Below are 23121 nucleotides of genomic sequence, written 5' to 3' on the forward strand. Positions count from 1 at the left end.
GGGGGCAGGGCCCTGTCGAGTCGGCAGCGATCACGAGATATCTTGATGTCAAGCAATGTTGCAGACGTGGAGCGGAGCACAGGGTGACTGACTCGACCATCATCTATACACACACCGACGAGGCCCCGGCCCTGGCGACGTATTCGTTCTTGCCCGTGGTCCAGGCCTACGCCTCGACGGCCGGGGTCAATGTCGAGAGCCGCGACATCTCGCTGGCCGGGCGCATCATCGCCAGCTTCCCCGAGCGCCTCGAGGAGAGCCAGCGCATCGACGACGCGCTCGCCGAGCTCGGTGCACTGGCCAAGAAGCCCGAGGCCAACATCATCAAGCTGCCGAACATCTCGGCTTCGATCCCGCAGCTGAAGGCTGCCATCGCCGAGCTGCAGGCGCAGGGCTACGCGCTTCCGGACTACCCGGACGACCCGCAGACCGACGAGGACAAGGACGTCCGCGCGCGTTACGACAAGGTCAAGGGCAGCGCGGTGAACCCCGTGCTGCGCGAGGGCAACTCCGACCGCCGCGCCCCCGCCTCGGTCAAGAACTACGCCAAGGCGCACCCGCACCGGATGGGCGCCTGGTCGGCCGACTCGAAGACGAACGTCGCCACCATGGGCGTCGACGACTTCCGCTCCACCGAGAAGTCCACGGTCATCGCCGAGGCCGGTTCGCTGCGCATCGAGCTCGCGGGCGACGACGGCAGCACCACGGTTCTGCGTGAGTCGGTGCCGGTGCTCGCGGGCGAGGTCGTCGATGCGGCGGTCATGCGTGTCGCGGCCCTGCGCGAGTTCTTCACTGCGCAGGTCGCCCGCGCCAAGGCCGAGGGCGTGCTGTTCTCCGTCCACCTCAAGGCCACCATGATGAAGGTCTCCGACCCGATCATCTTCGGCCACGTGGTCCGTGCCTTCTTCCCGAACACCTTTGCCAAGTACGGTCAGGTGCTCGCCGCGGCCGGTCTCTCCCCGAACGACGGCCTCGGCGGCATCCTCAAGGGCCTGGACTCGGTGCCGCACGTGGGCGCCGAGATCAAGGCATCCTTCGAGGCCGAGCTCGCCGAAGGCCCCGCGCTGGCCATGGTCGACTCCGACAAGGGCATCACCAACCTGCACGTACCGAGCGATGTCATCGTCGACGCCTCCATGCCGGCCATGATCCGCACCTCCGGTCACATGTGGGGCCCGGACGGCAAGGAGGCCGACACCCTCGCGGTGCTCCCCGACAGCAGCTACGCGGGTGTCTACCAGGTCGTCATCGACGACTGCCGCGCCAATGGCGCCTTCGACCCGTCGACCATGGGCTCGGTGCCGAACGTCGGCCTGATGGCGCAGAAGGCCGAGGAGTACGGCAGCCACGACAAGACCTTCGAGATCCCCACCACCGGCACGGTGCGGGTCGTCGACGGCAACGGCGACGTCGTGCTGGAGCAGGTCGTGGGCGCGGGTGACATCTTCCGCATGTGCCAGGCCAAGGACCTGCCGATCCAGGACTGGGTCAAGCTCGCCGTCACCCGCGCCCGCGCCACCGGCGTCCCGGCCGTGTTCTGGCTGGACGAGGACCGCGCCCACGACGCGCAACTGATCACCAAGGTCAAGAAGTACCTCGCTGACCATGACACCGACGGCCTGCAGATCGAGATCATGTCGCCGGTGAAGGCGACCGCGTTCTCGCTGGAGCGCATCCGCCGCGGCGAGGACACCATCTCGGTCACCGGCAACGTGCTGCGTGACTACCTGACCGACCTGTTCCCGATCCTTGAGCTGGGCACGAGCGCGAAGATGCTCTCCGTCGTCCCGCTCATGAACGGCGGCGGTCTGTTCGAGACGGGCGCCGGCGGCTCCGCGCCCAAGCACGTCCAGCAGCTGGTCAAGGAGAACTACCTCCGCTGGGACAGCCTTGGTGAGTTCTTCGCGCTCGCGGCCAGCTTCGAGCACCTGGCGACGACCACGGGCAACGCGCGCGCCCAGATCCTCGCGGACACCCTCGACCGCGCGACCGGCACCTTCCTCAACGAGGACAAGTCGCCGAGCCGCAAGCTGGGCGGTATCGACAACCGCGGCAGCCACTTCTACCTGGCCCTGTACTGGGCCCAGGAGCTGGCGCAGCAGACCGACGACGCGCAGCTCGCGCAGGCGTTCGCCGCGCTCGCGAAGACGCTGGGAGAGCAGGAGCAGGCCATCGTCGACGAGCTGATCGCGGTGCAGGGCTCGCCGGCCGACATCGGCGGCTACTACCAGCCCGACCCGGCCAAGGCCTCGGCTGTCATGCGCCCGTCGGCGACGTTCACGCAGGCCATCGCCACCATCGGCTGACGAGACAGCCGCGGAAGGGGGCGCATCCCGGCACCCCTCACCCCTCCCGCCCCGGCCGGCACCATGCCCGGCCGGGGCGGTTCCGTGTCCCGAGCCGGCACCGAAGGTGTTCGGCCGGCTCCGACGGTTCTCCGCGCAACCGGGTACAAGGAGCCGCTGTGCCGGTAGGTTCGAATGACCCGGATCAACTGCTCCTGGAGGGGGAGAGACCGTGCTGACAGGCAGGAACGCTGTGGTCACCGGAGGGGCGCGGGGCATCGGCCGCGCGATCGTCGAGCGACTGTGCCGAGACGGGGCCCATGTGGTCTTCAACTACGCCACCAGCGACGACGCGGCCGAAGAGGTCGTCCGCACGGTGCAGGACAACGGCGGCAAGGCCTGGGCCATCCGGCTCGATCTCGCGGACCCGGATGCGCCGGAGCAGCTGATGGAAGCCGCCGAGGCGCAGCTGGGCGGCCTGGACATCCTGGTGAACAACGCCGCACTGTGCTTTACCCCGTCCCTCATCGCGGACACCGACCCGGCGGTGTTCGACAAGGTGATGACGGTCAACACCAGAGCGGTCTTCATGACGATCCGCCATGCGGCCCGGCGGATGCGCGACGGCGGCCGCATCGTGAACATCTCCACGGCGAACACCGTGCGGCCGGGCCCCGGCATCTCTGCGTACGCCGCCAGCAAGGGTGCGGTCGAGCAACTCACCACCATTGCCGCCCACGAACTCGGAGCGCGCGGGATCACGGTCAACACGGTCTCGCCCGGCGCGACCGACACCGATCTGCTGCGCGGAACCAACCAGCCGCAGGCGCTCGAGGCAGTCGCCGGCATGACCCCTCTCGGCCGATTGGGCGAACCCTCCGATGTGGCCGATGCGGTTGCCTTCCTGGCCGGCCACGACGGTCGGTGGATCACGGGCCAGAACGTGCGCGCGACGGGCGGGCTGGCCTGAGCGGCAGCCGGGGCGCCCGGGACCGGTCACCGATCCGGGCGTTCACCGGATTCGAAGGTAACAGTGTTGGACCGTACGGGAGTTCGGGATGCTCCGAGACGTCCGTCACCGATGCTGAAGTCTGCACCGGCGTCGGCCGTGTGCGAGCGGGCCGAGGCCCGGACCCCAGGACGCCCTGACGAGTGAAAGTCACGCGACGGCGGGCGCAGGGCCGCACATAGTGGCCCCGCGGCTGATTTGCTGCACCTGGAATCTGGCGTGACGCGCGCGGGATCGGCCTGTCGGCCGGCCGGTGGAGGCGGGGCCCCTGCCGGGTGCTCAGTCCACTCGCGAATGACAATCGAAGGAGCGTCCCAGTGGCGACGACGGGCACAACAGGGGCAGCCGAGGAAGAGGAGGAGTACGCGAACGAGCTTCCGGTCCGGGCCAAGGAACCGGGAAACGTCGTCATCAAGTGGCTGACCACCACCGACCACAAAACGATCGGCACGCTGTACCTGCTCACATCGTTCGCCTTTTTCATCGTCGGCGGTGTACTGGCCCTGGTCATGCGCGCCGAGCTGGCCCGTCCCGGGATCCAGATCCTTTCGCCCGAGCAGTTCAACCAGGCGTTCACCATCCACGGCACGATCATGCTGTTGATGTTCGCGACGCCGCTGTTCGCCGGATTCACGAACTGGATCATGCCGCTGCAGATCGGCGCGCCCGATGTGGCGTTCCCGCGGCTGAACATGTTCGCGTACTGGCTGTACCTCTTCGGCTCGATCATCGTGGTGGCCGGCTTCCTCACCCCGAGCGGCGCGGCCGACTTCGGCTGGTTCGCCTACTCCCCGCTGACCGACGCGGTCCGCTCGCCGGGCATCGGCAGCGACATGTGGATCATGGGTCTGGCCTTCTCCGGCTTCGGCACGATCCTCGGCTCGGTCAACTTCATCACCACGATCATCTGCATGCGCGCCCCCGGCATGACGATGTTCCGCATGCCGATCTTCGTCTGGAACGTCCTGCTGACCGCTGTGCTGGTCCTGCTGGCCTTCCCGGTCCTCGCGGCGGCCCTGCTGGTGCTGGAGGCGGACCGGAAGTTCGGTGCGCACGTCTTCGACGCGGCCAACGGCGGCGCGCTGCTCTGGCAGCACCTCTTCTGGTTCTTCGGCCACCCGGAGGTGTACATCATCGCTCTGCCGTTCTTCGGGATCGTCACCGAGATCATTCCGGTCTTCAGCCGCAAGCCGATCTTCGGCTACATCGGCCTGATCAGCGCGACGATCGCGATCGCAGGCCTCTCGGTGACCGTGTGGGCGCACCACATGTACGTCACCGGCGGTGTGCTGTTGCCGTTCTTCTCGTTCATGACGTTCCTCATCGCGGTACCGACCGGTGTGAAGTTCTTCAACTGGATCGGCACGATGTGGAAGGGATCGTTGTCCTTCGAGACGCCGATGCTCTGGTCGATCGGCTTCCTGGTCACCTTCCTCTTCGGTGGTCTGACCGGTGTGATCCTGGCGTCGCCTCCACTGGATTTCCACGTCTCGGACTCGTACTTCGTCGTCGCGCACTTCCACTACGTCGTCTTCGGCACCGTGGTCTTCGCGATGTTCGCCGGATTCCACTTCTGGTGGCCGAAGTTCACCGGCAAGATCCTGGACGAACGGCTCGGCAAGATCACCTTCTGGACGCTGTTCGTGGGTTTCCACGGCACGTTCCTGGTGCAGCACTGGCTGGGTGCCGAGGGCATGCCGCGTCGTTACGCGGACTACCTCGCCGTCGACGGTTTCACCGCACTGAACACGATCTCGACGATCTCCTCGTTCCTGCTCGGTCTGTCGATGCTGCCGTTCCTCTACAACGTGTGGAAGACGGCGAAGTACGGCAAGAACGTAGGGGTCGACGACCCATGGGGTTACGGCCGTTCACTGGAGTGGGCGACCTCCTGCCCGCCGCCGCGGCACAACTTCCACACGCTGCCGCGGATCCGTTCCGAGTCCCCGGCGTTCGACCTGCACCATCCCTCGGTGCGCTCCCTCGACGAAGGCCTCAACCATCCCGGCACCGGGACGACGTGGACCCCGGGGGACAGGCAGGCGTGAGCACGGCGGCGACGGGAGAGGAGGAGCGAGTGGACCACCCCGACAAGGACAGTGCCCGTGGTCTGGCACAACTGGAGGGCTATCTGCTGTGGAACGCCGAGGTCGAGGAGGCGCGACGACAGGCCGGCCGCTTCACCGACGAGCTGCCCTGGCTCACCATGGCACAGCGCGAGGACGTGGAACGGGTCTACACCGCGGACCGCCTCGCCACGTCGCGGGCCATGCTCTGCCGTGTCTCCGCCCGCGCCACCGGACTGCGCGGCGAATACGAGGCGCGCTACCGCAAGCTCAAGGCACGCTGCGTGGCCGCCGGTGTCGTGCTCGTGGGCGCGGTCGGCGGTACCTGCACGGCCGTCACCCTCCTGGCCCGCTGACGCGGTGGTGTCGTCCGTCCGCCGTCCCCAGCAGGCGAAGTCGGATGCGGCTCGTAAAGATGTGACGTGACGAGCGCGTGCGACGGGGCAGGCGAACGGACGACCGTGCAGGCCCGAGAAGGGACGAACGCTGTGGCACGACCCAGGATTCTCGTTGTCGGCGCCGGATTCGCCGGGGTGGAGTGCGTACGCCGTCTGGAGCGCGGGCTGATCCCGGGCGAGGCTGAGATCGCGCTCGTCGCCCCGTTCTCGTACCAGCTCTACCTGCCCCTGCTGCCGCAGGTGGCGGCAGGTGTGCTCACCCCGCAGTCGGTCGCGGTGTCGCTGCGCCGCAGTCGCAAGCACCGCACCCGGATCATCCCGGGCGGGGCCATCGGAGTGGACCCCAAGGCGAAGATCTGCGTCATTCGCAAGATCACCGACGAGGTCGTCTACGAGCCCTACGACTACATCGTGCTCGGCCCCGGGAGCGTCACCCGTACCTTCGACATCCCCGGCCTGCTCGACAACGCCCGGGGTATGAAGACACTGGCCGAGGCGGCGTACGTGCGTGACCACGTGATCGCTCAGCTCGATCTCGCGGACGCCAGCCACGACGAGAACGAGCGGGCTTCGCGCCTGCAGTTCGTGGTGGTCGGCGGCGGGTACGCGGGCACCGAGACGGCTGCCTGTCTGCAGCGCCTCACCACCAACGCGGTCAGGCACTACCCACGGCTCGACCCGAAGCTGATCAAGTGGCATCTCATCGACATCGCCCCGAAGCTGATGCCCGAACTGGGGGACAAGCTCGGCCGGAGCGCCCTGGAGGTGCTGCGCGCACGTGGCATCGACGTGTCGCTCGGGGTCTCGGTCGCCCAGGCCGGGCGGGAGAAGGTGACCTTCACCGATGGCCGGGTGGTGCCCTGCCGCACACTGATCTGGACGGCGGGAGTAACTGCGAGTCCGCTGGTCGCCACATTCGACGCGGAGACCGTACGCGGCCGGCTGGCGGTGACGCCCGAGATGAGGCTGCCGGGCTTCGACGGCGTCTTCGCGCTCGGCGACGCCGCGGCCGTACCGGACCTGAGCAAGGGCGACGGGGCGGTCTGCCCGCCCACCGCGCAGCACGCCATGCGCCAGGGCCGCAGGCTCGCCGACAACCTCATCGCCACGCTGCGGCACCAGCCGTTGAAGCCGTACGTCCACAAGGATCTCGGTCTTGTCGTGGACCTCGGCGGCAAGGACGCGGTCTCCAAGCCGATCGGCATCGAGATGCACGGAATCGTCGCGCAGGCCGTCGCCCGTGGCTACCATTGGTCCGCGCTGCGGACCAATGTGGCCAAGACGCGGGTCATGACCAACTGGATGCTCAACGCCATCGCGGGCGACGACTTCGTACGCACCGGCTTCCAGTCCCGGAACCCGGCCAAGCTGCGCGACTTCGAATACACGGACTCCTACCTCACACCGGCGCAGGTCCGCGAGCACACCGCCTCGCTGCACACCGGCACCTGACCTCGTACAGCTCGGAAAAGAATCGTCAGCCATCCGCCGAGGTCCTCCACCTCGCGGGTGTCGGTACCGGTGAGCCGCAGCCAGGTGTCCTGGACCGCGTCCTCCGCCTCGCTGAAGGAGCCGAGCATGCGGTAGGCCACGGCCCGCAGCCGGGGCCGGTGCTCCTCGAAGCGGGCCGCCAGAAGTTCCTGTTCGTCCATCGGTCACATTCCTTTTGTCGCGACGTGTCAGAGGAGTGACCCACGAAACCGGGCCATTGTGACCGATGCCGGACGGCGACGCGCCCCCGGTTCGCCCCGGGCGTCCGAGGCGTGGGGCAGGGGCCGCTGTTCCGGAGGCCCTTGCCCCTCACCTGTGGGCCGGTCGAATCAGCTGTTGCTCTCGTGCCCGGCCGTCAGCCCCGGGTCCCGTTCCACCACCGGGTCCAGGATGTCGTCGATGCCCTTCAGCAGCTCCGCGTCGAGTGTCACACCTGCCGCCCCGACGTTCTCCGTCACCTGTTCGGGCCGCGAGGCGCCGATGATCGCCGCGGAGACATTGGAGTTCTGCAGCACCCAGGCGACCGCGAGCTGGGCAAGACTCAGACCGGCCTGGTCGGCGAGCGGCCGCAGCCGCTGGACACGCTCCAGCACGTCGTCACGGATCCAGCCGGCGACCATGCTCGCGCCGCCCTTGTCGTCCGTCGCCCGAGAGCCGGCCGGGAGCGGCGCACCGGGCTTGTACTTGCCCGTGAGGGCGCCCTGGGCGATCGGTGACCAGACGATCTGACCGATGCCCAACTCCTCGGAAGCGGGCACCACTTCGACTTCGATGACCCGCCACAGCGCCGAGTACTGCGGCTGGTTGGAGATCAGCGGCACCTGCAGTTCGCGGGCCAGCCCATGTGCGGCGCGGAGCTGGTCGGCCGTCCATTCCGAAACGCCGATGTAGAGGGCCTTGCCCGAGCGGACGACGTCGGCGAACGCCTCCATGGTCTCTTCCAGCGGGGTCGAGTGGTCGTAGCGGTGCGCCTGGTAGAGGTCCACGTAATCCGTCTGCAGGCGGCGCAGCGAGTTGTCGATGGACTCCATGATGTGCTTGCGGCCGAGCCCCCGGTCGTTGTGCCCGGGACCGGTCGGGAAGTAGACCTTGGTGAACACCTCGAGTCCCTCGCGGCGCTCGTTCTTGAGCGCCCGGCCCAGGACGGCTTCGGCCCGCGTCTCGGCGTAGACGTCCGCCGTGTCGAAGGTGGTGATCCCGGCGTCGAGGGCGGCGCGGATACAGGCGACCGCTGCGTCCTCCTCCACCTGGGAGCCGTGGGTGAGCCAATTTCCGTAGGCGATCTCACTGATGGTCAGACCGCTGCGGCCGAGTCGGCGGAATTCCATGTGCCTGCTCTCCCTGTGCTCGTGAGGGACGGATCGTGCAAGGGCGGTCCATGCTATTGCGCCGTCCGGCGCGGCTCGGGCAGGCTCAGGTGTCCGGGAGGGTGCGGTGGACCGTACGGAGGAATGCCGCGTTGTCCGGAGTGTGCCGGATCCGGTCCAGCAGTGTTTCGAGCGCCGTCTGCGGGTCCCGGGAGTGCAGCGCGCGGCGCAGTTTGCGCACCACTCGCAACTCGGCTTCCGGAACGAGGAGTTCATCGCGCCGGGTGCCGGACGCCTGGATGTTCACGGCCGGGTGGGTGCGCCTGTCCGCCAGCGTGCGGTCGAGCCGGAGTTCCATGTTGCCGGTGCTCTTCAACTCTTCGAAGAAGTAGTCGTCGGCGCGGGAGCCGGTCTCCACCAGCGCGGTGGCCAGGATGGTGAGGGAGCCGCCCTCCTCGGTGAGTCGTGCGGCGCCGAAGAGCCGCTTGGGGCCGAGCAGGGCAGCCGCGTCGACGCCGCCGCTCAGGGTGCGTCCGCCCGCGGCTGACGCGTTGTTGTGGGCGCGGCACAGCCTGGTGAGGGAGTCCAGCAGGATGACGACGTCCTGGCCCTGTTCCACCAGACGCTTGGCGCGTTCGACCGCGAGTTCGGCGAGCGCGATGTGCTCCTTCGCGGGCCGGTCGAACGTCGAGGCGAGCACCTCGCCCCGTACGGACCGGCGCATGTCCGTGACCTCCTCCGGGCGTTCGTCGAGCAGCACCATCATCAGATGGCACTCGGGGTGGTTGGCGGCGACGGCTGCCGCGACCTGCTGCAGCAGCACGGTCTTGCCGGTCCTGGGCGGCGCGACGACGAGTCCGCGCTGCCCCTTGGCGATAGGGGAGACGAGGTCGACGAGGCGCATGGCCGGACTGCCGGACGGTGTTTCCAGACGCAGCCGATGCCGGGGGTGGAGCGGGGTGAGATCGCGGAAGTGGGGCCGGCCGCGCAGCGCCTGCGGCGAGCGGCCGTTGACCCGTACGATCCCGGACAGGGTGCGGGGCCGGTCGCAGGAGCCTTCGACGACATCGCCCTTGCGCAGGCCGTGGCGGCGGATCAGGGCGGCGGAGACCTGTGCGTCGCCGGGGGAGGGGTGGCCGCCACGGACGCGCAGTGTGCCGTGCCCCTGGTGCGTGATGTCGAGGAAACCGGCGGCCTCGGTGGGCAATTCCTGCTGAGCAACAGGGTGTTCGAGGGTGCTGGTCATACAGGTGGTCCTTTCGCGGACATGGCGAATGAAGGGGCCGGTAGACATGGGGGCGGAAGAGATCACGCCCCGGACGACGGGCAGGAAAGCCCGTACCGGACAGGAAGCAGTAGTGCGGGAAAGCTGGATCACCGGTCAGGAAAGGACGGGCGCAGCAGCTCCATGAGAGCGAATCGGCACCGGCGCCTCGAACCGAGGCGTACACATGTACCAATCGCACCGTACCACGGCCCACCGGGTCGGCGGCTACGGCTGCGATATCCGGTTGCCGCGGCGCTCGCGGAGTGATGTGGTTCTCCGGGCCGCACGCCCGCTCGCCCGTCCTGACCGGCGCCCTCGGCGCGGAGGAGTCATCTTGTCGATACGCATCACCGCACTGACCGACCCCGACCGTGCCGGCGCGAGCCACCGGCTGGTGTGGCTGGCGTCCGACCCCGCGGGCAGCCCCGTCGGCTCGGCGTTCCTGCGCGTCTTCACCCGTGAGGGCCAGGACCATCTCGCCGAACTGGAACTTCACGTCCACCCGGCGGAGCGCCGCAACGGCATCGGCTCACAGCTGCTGGACGCGGCCGTCGCCGCTGCCCGCGAGGAGGGCCGACGCAGCGTCATCGCACAGGTCGAGGCCGGTTCCTCCGGCGATCATTTTCTGCGGGCCAAGGGGCTGCGCAAGGTCCTCACCCTGACGTACGCCCGCCTACCGCTGGCGAAGGCCGACACCGGGGCTCTCCGCGGGATCGTCGGACAGCCGCACCCGGGCTACCGGCTGGTGGCCTGGGACGGCACCGTCCCGCACGACCTTGAGGCGACGTTCACCGCATCGCGCCGCGCCATGGACGACATGCCCATGGACGACACCGACTACGGCACGGTCGTCTGGGACGTGGACCGGGTCCGGGCCGCCGCGGCTGCCGTCGCGGCACGCGGCGAGCTGCTCCACACCGTTGCCGCCGTCGACGAGTCCGACTCCACGATCGCGGGCTTCACCGAACTGGTCGTCCCGGGCGACGGAAAGGGCGACGGTCAGCACTACGGCACCGGAGTCCTCCCCGAACACCGGGGGCACGGCCTCGCGCGGTGGATGAAGGCGCAGTCCATCCTGCAGGCTTGCGAACGCCACCCGGCCCTCGACGGGCTGCTGGCGGACACCGCGGACAGCAATACGTACATGCGGAGCGTCAACGACGCGCTCGGCTACGAGCCGACGCACAAGTCGGTCGAGTACCAGCTCGATCTCTAGGTCTCCTGTCGTCGAACTGCCGTCGTCGCGCGAAGGGCGGCCGAGCGTCGCCCGTCACCCCGCAGGCGCACCTCACTCCGCCGCCGCGGCAGTGCCCCGGAACGCCCCCAGGATCTGCTCGGCCGCCAGTGTGGCCGTCAACTCGCCGTCCCGTACCCGCTGTTCGAGCTGCGGAGTGAGCGCGCGCACCTCCGGATGGCCGCGCAGGCTCTCCAGCAGCTCGTCCCGCACCATCGTCCAGGTCCAGTCGACCTGCTGGTCACGCCGTTTCGCGGCGAGCCGGCCGGTCGATTCGAGCAGCGCACGGTGCTGCTCCAGCCGCTCCCACAGCGTGTCGAGACCGGTCGACTCCCGGGCGCTGCAGGTGAGGACCGGAGGTGTCCAGGCCGCGTCGACCGGGTGCATCAGCCGCAGTGCGCCCGCCAGTTCGCGCGCGGCCGCTCGTGCGTCGCGTTCGTGCGGGCCGTCCGCCTTGTTGACCGCGATGGCGTCCGCCAGCTCCAGGACGCCCTTCTTGATGCCCTGGAGCTGATCGCCGGTACGGGCCAGGGTCAGCAGCAGAAACGTGTCGACCATATTGGCCACCGCCGTCTCCGACTGGCCGACGCCGACCGTCTCCACCAGTACCACGTCGTACCCTGCGGCCTCCATCACCACGATGGACTCCCGGGTAGCCTTGGCCACCCCGCCGAGCGTCCCGGCGGTCGGAGAGGGACGTACGAACGCCGCGGGGTCCACCGCGAGGCGCTCCATCCTGGTCTTGTCGCCCAGGATGGAGCCGCCGGTACGGCTGGAGGAGGGATCGACGGCCAGCACCGCGACCCGGTGACCGAGCCCGGTGAGCATCGTGCCGAGCGCGTCGATGAAGGTGGACTTCCCGACCCCCGGCACGCCGCTGATGCCGATGCGCCGGGCGTTCCCGGAGTGCGGCAGCAGCTCGCGCAGCAACTGCTGGGCCAGCGTCCGGTGATCGGGGCGGGTGGACTCGACGAGAGTGATCGCGCGCGCGATGTACGCCCGCTTCCCGTCGAGCACCCCCTTCACATAGATGTCGATGTCGATGTTCGGAGGCATCGGGTCAGCGGCTCACAGCTCGTGGCCGAGCGCGGCACCGAGCCGCGTCACCAGGTCGTACGCGGCATCCGGAATCACGGTGCCGGGCGGGAACACCGCCGTCGCCCCCGCCTCGTGCAATGCCTCGACGTCCTGCGGCGGAATCACCCCGCCCACCACGATCATGATGTCGTCGCGGCCCTCGGCGGCCAGCTCCTCGCGGAGCGCCGGTACGAGCGTGAGGTGCCCGGCGGCCAGCGAGGAGACGCCCACGATGTGCACGTCCGCCTCCACCGCCTGCCGTGCCACCTCGGCCGGCGTCTGGAACAGCGGACCGACGTCGACGTCGAAGCCCAGGTCGGCAAAGGCCGTCGAGATGACCTTCTGGCCGCGGTCGTGGCCGTCCTGTCCCATCTTGGCGACCAGGATGCGCGGACGGCGCCCCTCGGCCTGCTCGAACTGGTCCACCAGCTCCCGGGTCCGGTCCACGGAAGGGGATTCACCTGCCTCGTTGCGGTACACACCGGAGATCGTACGGATCTGGCCCGCATGCCTCCCGTACACCTTCTCCAGGGCGTCCGAGATCTCGCCCACGGTCGCCATCGCGCGTGCCGCGTCGACGGCGAGTGCCAGCAGATTGCCTTCGAGACCGGGGCCGGGGGCCCGCTCGGCCGCCGCAGTCAGCGCCCGCAGCGCGGCCCGGCACGCCGACTCGTCGCGCTCCTCGCGCAGCCGCCGCAGCTTCTCGATCTGCTGGGTGCGCACCGAGGAGTTGTCGACCTTGAGCACATCGATCTGCTCGTCGGTCTCCACCCGGTACTTGTTGACCCCGATCACCGGCTGGCGCCCGGAGTCGATGCGCGCCTGGGTACGGGCCGCGGCCTCCTCGACCCTGAGCTTCGGGATGCCCGCGTCGATGGCCTGCGCCATGCCGCCCGCCGCCTCGACCTCCTGGATGTGCTGCCAGGCCCGGCGCGCCAGGTCGTACGTCAGCCGCTCCACGTACGCGCTGCCGCCCCACGGGTCGATGACCCGGCCGGTGCCGGACTCCTGCTGGAGCAGCAGCTGAGTGTTCCGGGCGATCCGCGCCGAGAAGTCCGTCGGCAGGGCGAGGGCCTCGTCGAGCGCGTTGGTGTGCAGCGACTGGGTGTGCCCCTGGGTGGCGGCCATCGCCTCCACGCAGGTCCGGGTGACGTTGTTGAATACGTCCTGCGCGGTCAGCGACCACCCCGACGTCTGTGAATGGGTGCGCAGGGAAAGCGACTTGGCGTTCTTCGGCTCGAACTCCTTGACCAGCTTGGCCCAGAGCAGCCGGGCCGCCCGCAACTTCGCGATCTCCATGAAGAAGTTCATGCCGATCGCCCAGAAGAACGACAGTCGCGGTGCGAACGCGTCCACATCAAGACCGGCGTCCCGCCCGGCCCGCAGATACTCCACCCCGTCCGCCAGGGTGTACGCCAGCTCCAGATCGGCTGTCGCACCCGCTTCCTGGATGTGATAGCCGGAGATGGAGATCGAGTTGTAGCGCGGCATCTTCTGCGAGGTGTACGCGAAGATGTCGGAGATGATCCGCATCGAGGGCTTCGGCGGATAGATGTACGTGTTGCGGACCATGAACTCTTTCAGAATGTCGTTCTGAATGGTCCCGGCCAGCTTTTCGGGCCCAACGCCCTGTTCCTCGGCGGCCACGATGTACAGCGCGAGTACGGGGAGCACCGCGCCGTTCATCGTCATGGAAACGGACATCCTGTCCAGCGGAATGCCGTCGAAGAGCTGACGCATGTCGTAGATCGAGTCGATCGCCACGCCGGCCATCCCGACGTCGCCGGTCACCCGCGGGTGGTCGCTGTCGTAGCCGCGGTGGGTCGGCAGGTCGAAGGCGACCGAGAGGCCCTTCTGGCCGGCCGCGAGGTTGCGGCGGTAGAAGGCGTTGGACTCCTCGGCGGTGGAGAACCCGGCGTACTGCCGGATTGTCCAGGGCTGGTTGACGTACATCGTCGGATAGGGGCCCCGCAGATACGGGGCCATGCCCGGATATGTACCGAGGAAGTCGAGCCCCTCCAGGTCGCGCCCGGTGTACAGCGGCTTGACCGTGATGCCTTCCGGGGTCTCCCACAGCAGGTCGCCGTCGGAACGGCCGGAGGACTCCTTGACCGAGGCGCGCCACTGGTCTTCGGACACCTCGGCGGCGCCCGGTCCGAGCTCGATGTCGGAGAAGTCAGGGATACGCATTACGCCACACCCATACGGTCGAGAAGGGAAGAGAGCACGGCCACCACATCGGAGCCCGCGAAGACGTACTCGTCGACACCGGTGTACTCGCCGGGTCGGCCCGCGAGGAACACCCGCTGGGCACCGGCCGAGCCCAGTGCCTCGGCGACCGCCCCCGCCTGCTCGGCGTACAGGGTGTCGCTGGAGCAGAGGCATGCCACGGTGGCTCCGGCGGCCCTGAATGCGTCGGCGGCCGTTGTCGCGTCGACCGAGACCGGGTCGTGGACCGGTTCGATCCCGCCGGCCTGGAACAGGTTCGAGGCGAACGACGCCCGTGCGGTGTGCGCCGAGGCCGGGCCGAGTGCGGCGAGGAACACCCGCGGCCGTTGCCCGGTCGCCGCGAGATGGGCGTCCGACCGGGCGCGCAGCACCTCGAACGCCTCGTCACGACGGACCCTGGGCAGACCGCCCGAGCCCGTGGCGGACACCTCGGCGGGGGCCGCCTCGCGCTCCACCGCGCGCTCCGCCAGCTGCGGGAACTCACTGACGCCGGTGACCGGTTCCTTGCGCCGGGCGAGATCCTTGCTGCGCGCCGCCCAGGTGGCCGCGAGACGCTCGCCGATCAGTCCCGACCGCAGGGCGGCCGCCTGGCCGCCCGACCGCTCGATCTCCTGGAAGAACGCCCAGGCGGCGTCGGCGAGTTCGGCGGTGAGCCGCTCCACGTACCAGGAACCGCCCGCCGGGTCGATCACCCGGGCCAGATGCGACTCCTCCAGCAGGATCGTCGACGTGTTACGGGCGATGCGCCGGGCGAACGCGTCCGGCAGACCCAGGGCATGATCGAACGGCAGTACGGTGACGGAGTCGGCCCCGCCCACACCCGCGCCCAGACATGCCAGCGTCGTCCGCAGCATGTTCACCCAGGGATCGCGCCGCGTCATCATCACCGAGGACGTCACCGCGTGCTGGCGCTGCGCCCCGGCGTCGGCGGCCCCGCACACCTCGGCCACCCGGGCCCACAGCCGTCGAGCGGCCCGCAGCTTGGCGATGGTCAGGAACTGATCGGCCGTCGCCGCGTACCGGAACTCCATCTGCGCGCAGGCCTCTTCGATACAGAGCCCGGCCTCCGTCAGCGCCCGCAGATAGGCGACGCCTGTCGCCAGTGAAGCGCCCAGCTCTTCGGCGGCCGAGCCGCCGGCCTCGTGGTACGGCAGAGCGTCGACGGTCAGGGCCCGCAGTCCGGGATACTCCTGCGCGCACCGCTGTGCCCAGTGGACCGCCGCCGTCAGGGCGGGTTCGGCACCGCTGCGGGCGGCCTGCCCGAGCGGGTCGGCGCCGAGGTTGCCGCGCGCGGTCTGCGCACCGACGCCCCGCTCCGCGTAGAGGCGCAGCAACTCCGCCGCCGCAGTGTCGAATTCGCTTCCGGCGTCCAGCACCACGGGAGCCAGATCGAGATATACGCCGTCCAGCGCCCTCGCCAGAGCGGACACCGGAACGCCGCCGGTACCGCCCACGGTCAGCCACAGCGAGGTGACACCGTTCTCCAGATCGGCGAGCACCGCCTCATTGAGACGCGCAGGATCAGACAGGGTGTGCCGCTGCCGTACGTCCCAGCCGCCCGCCGCACTGCCCTCGGCCTTGCCGCCGCGGGTGAAAGGGGCGAAGCCCGGATATCCGGCATCGGGCGCGCTGTCGCGCGAGGTGTAGAGGGGGCGGGTGATGAGCCCGTCCTCCACCGTGGTGGACAGCGCTTCCTCGGCGGCCGAACCCGCAACATCCCTGCCCGATTTGCGCAGCACACCTTCGACAAGGCTTTGCCACTGCTCATGGGCGGGGTGAGGGAATTCAGCGGCCAACGAAAGCCCGTCGGCAGGCAGGACCGTCATGCCCAGATGCTAGGTCAGGTCTCAGACGAGCAGCAGGGGCTCCGTCTGTGACCTTGCCCTCTCCGAACGCACTTGATCCTTCACACACCGTCGCGTAACCGGGTCCTGGCGAGGGGACGGCCGACTGGACCAGCGTGAAGGAAACCGGTTCACGGGCGCCATCGCACCGGCACCGGCCGAGGCGTGATCACCGACCTGCTGAACAGTGAAGACATCCGAGCACTGGGGGAGCAGGTGCCGCCGGGCAGCTCTGCGGCGCCGATCGTGTGGGAAGACCTGTGGGCAGTGCCGCTGACGGCGGCCGTCCGCGCCTCGGGCGGTCAGGTGGCCGCCCATGAACGCTTCCCCGCGGACCTGGCCAAGGCGGCCGTGTCCGCCGTCGATTCCGCCGGCTGACCTCACCCCGCCTGATCCGGTCGTACCGCGGCGGGGAATCGGGCGGTCGGAAAATCAAGAGTTGTCGGCCCCGCCCGCGCGCCGACAAATGTTCCCTGTCGAGCGAGTTACCGCGGAAGCGTGGCTCATCAATTGCACTGTGCCCCTGACCTGGAGGAGGCGGTTGCGATTTCACATTCCCTTTATCTTCTCAGGTGTCGTCGATCGGTGCTCCTCCGGCGTTTTACTTTGTCGATCTCCCGGCCGCGTGCGACGTTTGATCCGACCAGGTCGAATCAATTCGGATACATGTCGGGAAAAGGGGAAGTTCATCGTGCAAACCGCCAGGGCCGTCCCGGCATCCACCGTCGTCAATCTTCGCGACCTGGGCGGCATCGCTCTGGGGCCTGACCATCGGGTCCGGCCGGGCGCCGTGCTGCGCTCCGGCCAGCTCAGCGGTCTGGACGCGGCGCAGGACATGGCGGTGGCCGCGCTCGGCATCCGTACCGTCGTCGATCTGCGCACTGCCGACGAGCGTGCGGCGGCACCCGACCGACTGCCGCCCGGTGCGCGGCTCTTCGTCGCCGATGTGCTCGGCGACAACCCGGGCGTGGCGCCCGCCCGGCTGCGCGCACTGCTCGCCGATCCGGTCGCGGCGGAGCAGTTGCTGGGGAGTGGGAAGGCCGAGGAGATGTTCGCAGAGACCTACCGGCAGATGGTGCTCTCGCCGGGTGCCGCCGCCGCTTACCGGGCCTTCGTGGAGACGGCTGCCGACGACCGGGCCCGCCCGGTGCTCTTCCACTGCACGGCCGGCAAGGACCGTACCGGCTGGGCCACCGCGCTGCTGCTGATGCTGGTCGGTGCGTCACGCGATGTGGTGCGGGCCGAGTTCCTCGCGGTGAACCCGGTCGTTCGGGTCGCGTACGCCCCGTACGTACAGGGCTTCCTCGATGCGGGCGGTGACCCGGAGATCGCGTCCGCGATCATCGAGGTCCGCCCCCGCTATCTCGACATGGCGCTGGACGCCATGGACGAGAGGTGGGGCGGGCTCGACGGGTATGTGCGCGACTGCCTGAGGATTCCGGAGGCCGCGGTCGAGCGGCTGCGCAGCGGGCTCGTGGTGTCCGCCTGAGCCGGACGCCGAGACCCCGGCCCCCCGGCGTCGTCGGCCGGTCTCTCTCGGAGGTGTGAGCAATCGGGAAGCAGCGACGCAGTCCCGGGTTGACTTGATACCCCCAGGGGGTATGTTGAGTTCCATCGGGAAGCGCCGCCTCCCGATGGACCCGATGGAGGGCATCGTCATGAACAACGCACTGAGGATCACGGCCTTCGCCGCCGCGCTCGCCGCGACCTTCGGGACCGCGTACGGCGTGGGCAGGGGCACCGCCCCGCTCGTGGCCGCTGAGGACCGCCCCGCGCAGCAGCACGCCGGCCACGGCGCGGGAGAGGAGGGCAGAGCGAAGCGGGCGGCGGATCAAGTGGCCGGCGGACTGCAGATCTCCGACGGCGGTTACACGCTGGCCCTCGAAACACCCACGATACGGGCGGGGGCCCGGACCGAGATCAGGTTCGCCATCACGGATGAGAGCGGCCGCAAGGTCACCGCCTATCAACGCGAGCACGGCAAGGAACTGCACTTCATCCTTGCATCGAGCGATCTCACCGAATTCCGGCACCTGCACCCCGTCCGCGCGGCCGACGGCACCTGGTCGACCCCCGTCGACCTGCCCAAGGCCGGTGGCTACCGGGCGTTCGCCGACTTCACGCCGGTTGCCGAGGGCGCCGAGAACCTCACACTGGGCGCGGATCTGGCCGTCTCCGGCACCTACCGCCCCACGGCTCTGCCGGCTCCGCGCGCCGGCGTCGAGGTGGACGGCTACCGCGTCGCACTCGACGGCGAACTCCGCGCCGGCCAGGGCGGAGAGCTGAAGCTGACCGTCAGCAGGAACGGCCGGCCCGTCACCGATCTGCAGCCCTACCTCGGCGCGTACGGGCACCTGGTCGCGCTGCGTTCGGGCGACCTGGCCTATCTGCACGTCCACCCGAACGAGGGTGGCCCGGGGCCCGTGGTGTCCTTCACGGCGACGGCACCCAGTGCGGGTACGTACCGGCTCTTCCTCGACTTCCGGCACGAGGGGAAGGTCCGCACCGCGGCGTTCACCGTCCCGGTGGCGGCATCGGGGAAGGGGGTCGCCGGCCATGAGGAGGGTGGGACGGGGGCAACCGGCGGGCACGCGCACTGAAGCGGGCGCGGGGGTGTGCCCCCGGAACCCGAAGCGGCGTTGCGCCGACGCTCGTTGCGAGGTGACGAACGTGGGTACAGCGGGTGCTCCTTCGGCCCCTCGGTATGGTGAAAGGACCGGATCACGAATCCTCCGAGAGGGGCGTACGTTGACCGAACGCAAGCCTGCGGGCGTCAGCTTCGAATCATGGGTCGACAAGCAGATCCGCGAGTCCGAGCAGCGCGGCGATTTCTCGCAGTTGCCGGGATTCGGCAAGCCGCTCGACGGCCTCGACGCTCCCTACGACGAGACCTGGTGGATCAAGCAGAAGATGCAGCGGGAAGGGGTGTCGGTGCTCCCGCCGACACTGGCGCTGAGCAAAGAGGCGGAGGAGGTGTGCGACGCCGTGCCCGGGGCTCGGACGGAGGCCGAGGTGCGGCGCATGCTGACGGAGGTCAACGAGAAGATCCGGGCAGCCATCAGGCGGCCGCCGCCGGGTCCGCTGTTGAACCTCAAGCCGTTCGACATCGACGCCATGGTCGAGGAGTGGCGCGCGGCACGCGGGCCGTCGTAGCAGTCGGGAGCGGACCCGGGAGTGGGTGCCCCACGGCCGGATGCGTAATACTCGTTCCATGACATCGAGCATTACGCGTTCGGGTGGCGGGGCGCGCAGGGAGACCGTACGGATCAGGCGGGCGACCGCACGGGACGCGAAGCGGCTCACCCGGCTGGTCAGGACCTCCCGCGCCTATGAGGGGCCCTACGCCGCCATGGTCGCCGGATACCGGGTGGGGCCCGACTACATCGAGACCCACCAGGTCTTCGCGGCGATCGAGCCCGGCACCGACCGGCTCCTCGGCTTCTACTCGCTGATCCTCGCCCCGCCGGAACTCGACCTCATGTTCGTCGCCGACGATGCGCAGGGGCTCGGCATCGGGCGGCTGCTCATCGGGCATCTGCGCGACGAGGCGCAGCGCGCCGGCCTGCCAGGTGTCCGCATCGTCTCGCACCCGCCCGCCGAGGGCTTCTACCGCAGTGTCGGGGCCCGGCGGACCGGTACCCTCGCGGCCAACCCGCCCGCGGTGATGTGGGATCGGCCCGAACTGGTACTGCCGATCGACTGACCCGACGCGGAGCGGCCCGGCCGGAACCCGTGCAGGCACCCCGGCCGAACCCCCTTTCCAGTACGTCGTGTTACGAGGTCCAGCCCCCGTACGGGCGCGTGATGATCTCCATGGCGTGACCGGCGGGATCGAGGAAGTAGATGCCTCGGCCGCCGTCGTTGTGGTTGATCTCGCCCGGATGCTTCCGATGCGGATCCGCGTAGTAGGTGATCCCGAGCTCCTTGATGCGGGCGTACGCCGTGTCGAACTCCGCCTCCGAGACGAGGAAGGCGTAGTGCTGCATGACGATCGACGCCTCGGGAATGGTCGCGAAGTCCAGGGTGACCCCGTTCGCGGTGGCGACCGGTATGAACGGGCCCCATTCCCCGCCGACTTCCAGACCCAGTATGTTCGCCAGGAACTCGGCGGATTCCCGGTTGTCCCGGGCGTGAATGATGGTGTGATTCAACTCGACTGACACTGTGGAATGCCTCCAACGGGCATCTCACGGGCACCTCCACGCCTCACCCGGCCGGTGACCGACGCGCGATGCCGTACTCAAGATCCTAGGCGGCGTCGTGCCGGTCGTCGAGGCCCGGTGTGCCCGCCGCGAGGTCTACGGTGGGGGAGGAGGGGAAGGCGAAGTACTCCGCGCATTCGGACGGAGGCTCACGGTGACCTCGGCATCCCACCTCCCCGGCGGCCCGGGCCGCGACACAGGCCGCCACGAGACGCCGGAGGAACGGGCGGACCGGCAGTGGAACGAACTGCTCCAGGAACTGCGGGTGGCCCAGACGGGCGTCCAGATCCTGTTCGGCTTCCTGCTCGCCGTCGTCTTCCAGCCGCGCTTCACCGAGCTGTCGGACACCGACCGCACCATCTACGTGGTCACCGTGATGCTGGGCTCCGCCACCGTCGCCGCCCTCATCGGGCCCGTGTCGTACCACCGGCTGCTCACCGGACGACGGCTCAAGCCGCAGACGGTCACCTGGGCGTCACGACTGACGGTGATCGGGCTGGCCCTGCTGCTGTGCACCATGTGTTCCGCGCTGCTGCTCATCCTGCGGGTGGCCCTGCACAACCCCCTCGCCCTGTGGCTGGTCGGCGGCATGGCGCTGTGGTTCGTGGTCTGCTGGTTCGTGTTCCCGGCCTGGGCGCTGGCCCGCTCCTCACCCTCACCCGAACGCGAGAAGTGACCGCTGCGCGAGGGTGGTCCGTTCAGCCGGAATCGCCGGCAACGGGGCCCCGGACGTCCGTGACCGTGAAGATCCCGCCGTCCGGGTCCAGCAGGGTCGCCTCGCTGCCCTGCCCCAGCGGACGCTGCTCGACCAGACTGCCGCCGTGCTGCCGCGCCGCCTCGACGGTGGCCGCCAGATCGGCGACGGGGAAGTGGACCTGCCAGTGCGGGCGGACCAGCGGATCGGGTGCCGCCTCCACCGCACCGGAGCTGATCCGGGCGAGCTGACGCCCCTCGCACTCGACGATGACCTCGTCCTTCTCGTACGACACCTCGCAACACCCGGGCCGCCCGCTCGCCCAGTCGAGCACCCCGCCATAGAAGATCGCCGCATCGAAGGCGTTCCTGGTGTGCAGCCGCAGCCAGGCGTGCGAGCGGTCGTCCTGCGCGGGGGGCGAAGTCGCGGGCTCGGTCCGCTCCCAGATGCCGAACACCGCACCGTCGAGGTCCGCCGCCAGGGCCCCGCGCCCCTTGCCGAGTGCCAGCGGTCCCACCGCGACCGTGCCGCTGCGCTCACGGATGCGTGAGGCTGCCGCGTCGGCGTCGGGGACGGCGAAGTACGGGGTCCAGGCCACGGCCACCCGGTAGGCGGTCGCCACCGCGCCGATGCCGGCGACCGGCACGTCCCCGCGGCGTGCGACGGAGAACTCCTGCCCCAGCTTGCCCGGCCGGAAGCTCCAGCCCAGCACGGCGGCGTAGAACGTCTGTGCGGATTCCAGGTCGCGGGTCATGAGGTTGACCCAGCAGGGCGCTGCGGATCCGGTCAGCGGCGCCGGCATCGATGCCGTCCCAGGATGGCTTCCGGTCATGGTCCTACTGCCTTCATCGGTTCTGCGGCCCGCGTGTGACGGCGGCCGTCGGAGCCTCACCAGCCTCACCGCGAGCGGTCGCTCCCGCAACACGCGGCGCCGCCGCCTGCCTCGCCGCGGCGCTCAGCGAGGCGTCTGCGTCCCCTGGTCTCCCGGAGGCCTGTCACGCTGCTCGTCGCTGTCGCGATGGATGGTCTCGCTGCCGTGGTCACCGAGCTCATAGGGGGACAGGCCCCGGCCGTCGGGCGGGAAGCTGTCGTCGCCGTGGACATCGCGTTGCTCGATATGGCTCCGGTGGTCGGGCCGCAGCGGCTGCTCGTCGGGCCGGGGCGGAGGCAGCTCCTGGGCTCGGCGCCGCCTGCCCAGCCAGACGGCACCGATCAGCACGCCCACCAGCGCCACTCCGACAATGCCCATGATCACCCCGGCCGCGCCCCGCCCGTCGGCGAGGGTGAGGGCCAGCGAACTGAGGTCTCCGTTCGATACGTCCATGCCTCCCGGATACCCCGAGTCGGAGGCATCACTCGGTAATGACTCTGAAATTCATGTTTTAAGTGGATATAAACCTAAAAGTGTTTCGGTCTCACGAGAGCGATCAGCGGGGCCCCGGTGCCTTGGGCCATCCGCTTGCCGACGGCCTCGTGTCGCCGTCACCCAGCCGTGGGGCGAGCCTGGAGAGGATCCTCGAATCGTTGGAGGGAAGCGATGGGACTGCCGAATCCGCTCAGCCGGTGGCCGGTCCACCGACAGTTGACCGGCGGTGATCCGCTGGGCAGAGGGCGTGCCGCGATGTCGCCTGCGACGGAGGACCTCAGGCCCCGCACCGTCACGTCCGACCGGGTCGTACACATCGAGGGTGACCCCGATTCGCCGATCAGCCGGGGACGGCTCTGCCCGAAGGGTTCCGCGACGCTCCAGCTCACCACGGGCCCGTCCCGCCGCCACCAGGTGCTGTACCGGCGCCCGTACGCGACCGACTGGGAGCCGCTCGACCTGGATACCGCCATGGACATGGTCGCCGACCGGGTGGTCGAGACCCGGCGCAGGACCTGGGAGTGGGAGCGCGAGGGGCTCCGCACGGCCCGCACGCTCGGTATGGCGGCGCGCCTCGGCGGCCGCGGCCGACCGGCCGCCGTCGGGGCCGGGCTCGCACTGCTCGCCGGTTCGACATGCACACGCTTCGGGA

At 69.4% G+C, this 23121-nt stretch carries 21 protein-coding genes and 1 pseudogene; 13 read left to right on the top strand and 9 right to left on the bottom strand.

Annotated elements, in window-relative coordinates; genetic code table 11:
* Nucleotides 1-83 precede the first annotated feature (83 nt).
* The 5 genes from NRF20_RS40930 to NRF20_RS40950 all read left to right on the top strand — a co-directional run bounded on the left by NRF20_RS40930 (nt 84) and on the right by NRF20_RS40950 (nt 7210).
* On the top strand, nt 84-2306 hold the full coding sequence (locus NRF20_RS40930) for an NADP-dependent isocitrate dehydrogenase (RefSeq protein WP_398629452.1): 2223 nt from the start codon (nt 84-86) through the stop codon (nt 2304-2306).
* Between the two features lie 211 nt (nt 2307-2517).
* A complete protein-coding gene (locus NRF20_RS40935; RefSeq protein WP_398629451.1) occupies nt 2518-3255 on the top strand; it encodes a glucose 1-dehydrogenase in 738 nt (245 codons plus the stop codon).
* Nucleotides 3256-3611: 356 nt separating this feature from the next.
* Nucleotides 3612-5342, top strand: a complete 1731-nt coding sequence (gene ctaD, locus NRF20_RS40940) for a cytochrome c oxidase subunit I (protein WP_398629450.1) — start codon at nt 3612-3614, stop codon at nt 5340-5342.
* 29 nt (nt 5343-5371) lie between these two features.
* Entirely contained in the window at nt 5372-5716 is a 345-nt protein-coding gene (locus NRF20_RS40945; RefSeq protein ID WP_413754202.1) for a hypothetical protein, read from the top strand.
* A 132-nt stretch (nt 5717-5848) separates the two neighbouring features.
* The gene (locus NRF20_RS40950) at nt 5849-7210 is read left to right on the top strand and encodes an NAD(P)/FAD-dependent oxidoreductase (protein WP_398629448.1); all 1362 of its coding nucleotides are present in this window, start codon (nt 5849-5851) and stop codon (nt 7208-7210) included.
* Here the strand turns inward: NRF20_RS40950 and NRF20_RS40955 are convergent.
* The 3 genes from NRF20_RS40955 to rho form a co-directional block, all read right to left on the bottom strand.
* Entirely contained in the window at nt 7153-7410 is a 258-nt protein-coding gene (locus NRF20_RS40955) for a sigma factor (protein ID WP_398629447.1), read from the bottom strand. The genes NRF20_RS40950 and NRF20_RS40955 overlap by 58 nt on opposite strands.
* A 168-nt stretch (nt 7411-7578) precedes the next feature.
* On the bottom strand, nt 7579-8577 hold the full coding sequence (locus NRF20_RS40960) for an aldo/keto reductase family protein (RefSeq protein WP_398629446.1): 999 nt from the start codon (nt 8575-8577) through the stop codon (nt 7579-7581).
* 85 nt (nt 8578-8662) lie between these two features.
* A complete protein-coding gene (gene rho, locus NRF20_RS40965; RefSeq protein ID WP_398629445.1) occupies nt 8663-9802 on the bottom strand; it encodes a transcription termination factor Rho in 1140 nt (379 codons plus the stop codon).
* A 355-nt stretch (nt 9803-10157) separates the two neighbouring features.
* Between rho and NRF20_RS40970 the strand changes: the two genes are divergently transcribed.
* Entirely contained in the window at nt 10158-11039 is an 882-nt protein-coding gene (locus tag NRF20_RS40970) for a GNAT family N-acetyltransferase (RefSeq protein WP_398629444.1), read from the top strand.
* A gap of 72 nt (nt 11040-11111) precedes the next feature.
* On the opposite strand, the gene meaB is transcribed toward NRF20_RS40970, so the two are convergent.
* Genes meaB through mutA form a run of 3 tightly spaced genes read right to left on the bottom strand, consistent with a single transcriptional unit; the run spans nt 11112 to nt 16189 of the window.
* Nucleotides 11112-12113 carry a methylmalonyl Co-A mutase-associated GTPase MeaB gene (gene meaB / locus NRF20_RS40975; RefSeq protein ID WP_398629443.1) on the bottom strand — a complete coding sequence of 334 codons (1002 nt, stop codon included), beginning with the start codon at nt 12111-12113 and terminating at the stop codon, nt 11112-11114.
* A gap of 12 nt (nt 12114-12125) precedes the next feature.
* Nucleotides 12126-14324 (bottom strand): methylmalonyl-CoA mutase, encoded by a 2199-nt coding sequence (gene scpA, locus NRF20_RS40980; protein WP_398629442.1) that lies wholly within the window; start codon nt 14322-14324, stop codon nt 12126-12128.
* Entirely contained in the window at nt 14324-16189 is a 1866-nt protein-coding gene (gene mutA / locus NRF20_RS40985) for a methylmalonyl-CoA mutase small subunit (RefSeq protein ID WP_413754203.1), read from the bottom strand. The genes scpA and mutA overlap by 1 nt, the downstream gene beginning before the upstream one ends.
* Nucleotides 16190-16372: 183 nt before the next feature.
* Here mutA and NRF20_RS40990 point away from each other — a divergent pair, with 183 nt between their 5' ends.
* The 5 genes from NRF20_RS40990 (at nt 16373) to NRF20_RS41010 (ending at nt 19910) form a co-directional block, all read left to right on the top strand.
* Nucleotides 16373-16585: a hypothetical protein gene (locus tag NRF20_RS40990; protein ID WP_398629440.1), complete on the top strand. Its 213-nt coding sequence runs from the start codon at nt 16373-16375 to the stop codon at nt 16583-16585.
* A 313-nt stretch (nt 16586-16898) separates the two neighbouring features.
* Nucleotides 16899-17696: a tyrosine-protein phosphatase gene (locus tag NRF20_RS40995; protein WP_398629439.1), complete on the top strand. Its 798-nt coding sequence runs from the start codon at nt 16899-16901 to the stop codon at nt 17694-17696.
* Between the two features lie 169 nt (nt 17697-17865).
* Complete coding sequence (locus tag NRF20_RS41000; protein WP_398629510.1) at nt 17866-18807, top strand: hypothetical protein; 942 nt, start codon at nt 17866-17868, stop codon at nt 18805-18807.
* Nucleotides 18808-18955: 148 nt separating this feature from the next.
* Nucleotides 18956-19360 (top strand): DUF1992 domain-containing protein, encoded by a 405-nt coding sequence (locus tag NRF20_RS41005; protein ID WP_413754204.1) that lies wholly within the window; start codon nt 18956-18958, stop codon nt 19358-19360.
* Between the two features lie 58 nt (nt 19361-19418).
* Entirely contained in the window at nt 19419-19910 is a 492-nt protein-coding gene (locus tag NRF20_RS41010) for a GNAT family N-acetyltransferase (protein WP_398629438.1), read from the top strand.
* Between the two features lie 70 nt (nt 19911-19980).
* Here NRF20_RS41010 and NRF20_RS41015 read toward each other — a convergent pair whose 3' ends face one another.
* Complete coding sequence (locus NRF20_RS41015; protein ID WP_351202509.1) at nt 19981-20370, bottom strand: VOC family protein; 390 nt, start codon at nt 20368-20370, stop codon at nt 19981-19983.
* A gap of 193 nt (nt 20371-20563) precedes the next feature.
* Between NRF20_RS41015 and NRF20_RS41020 the strand changes: the two genes are divergently transcribed.
* Complete coding sequence (locus tag NRF20_RS41020) at nt 20564-21085, top strand: DUF6328 family protein (protein ID WP_398629437.1); 522 nt, start codon at nt 20564-20566, stop codon at nt 21083-21085.
* A gap of 22 nt (nt 21086-21107) precedes the next feature.
* On the opposite strand, the gene NRF20_RS41025 is transcribed toward NRF20_RS41020, so the two are convergent.
* The gene (locus NRF20_RS41025; protein ID WP_398629436.1) at nt 21108-21935 is read right to left on the bottom strand and encodes a VOC family protein; all 828 of its coding nucleotides are present in this window, start codon (nt 21933-21935) and stop codon (nt 21108-21110) included.
* A 123-nt stretch (nt 21936-22058) separates the two neighbouring features.
* Entirely contained in the window at nt 22059-22427 is a 369-nt protein-coding gene (locus NRF20_RS41030; RefSeq protein ID WP_398629435.1) for a DUF6479 family protein, read from the bottom strand.
* Nucleotides 22428-22640: 213 nt separating this feature from the next.
* On the opposite strand from NRF20_RS41030, the pseudogene NRF20_RS41035 reads away from it, so the two are divergent.
* Nucleotides 22641-23051, top strand: a pseudogene (locus NRF20_RS41035) (formate dehydrogenase); the annotation flags it as partial.
* Nucleotides 23052-23121: the final 70 nt, after the last annotated feature.

This window comes from Streptomyces sp. R-74717 (genome assembly GCF_047305335.1).
GTDB lineage: Bacteria > Actinomycetota > Actinomycetes > Streptomycetales > Streptomycetaceae > Streptomyces > Streptomyces atratus.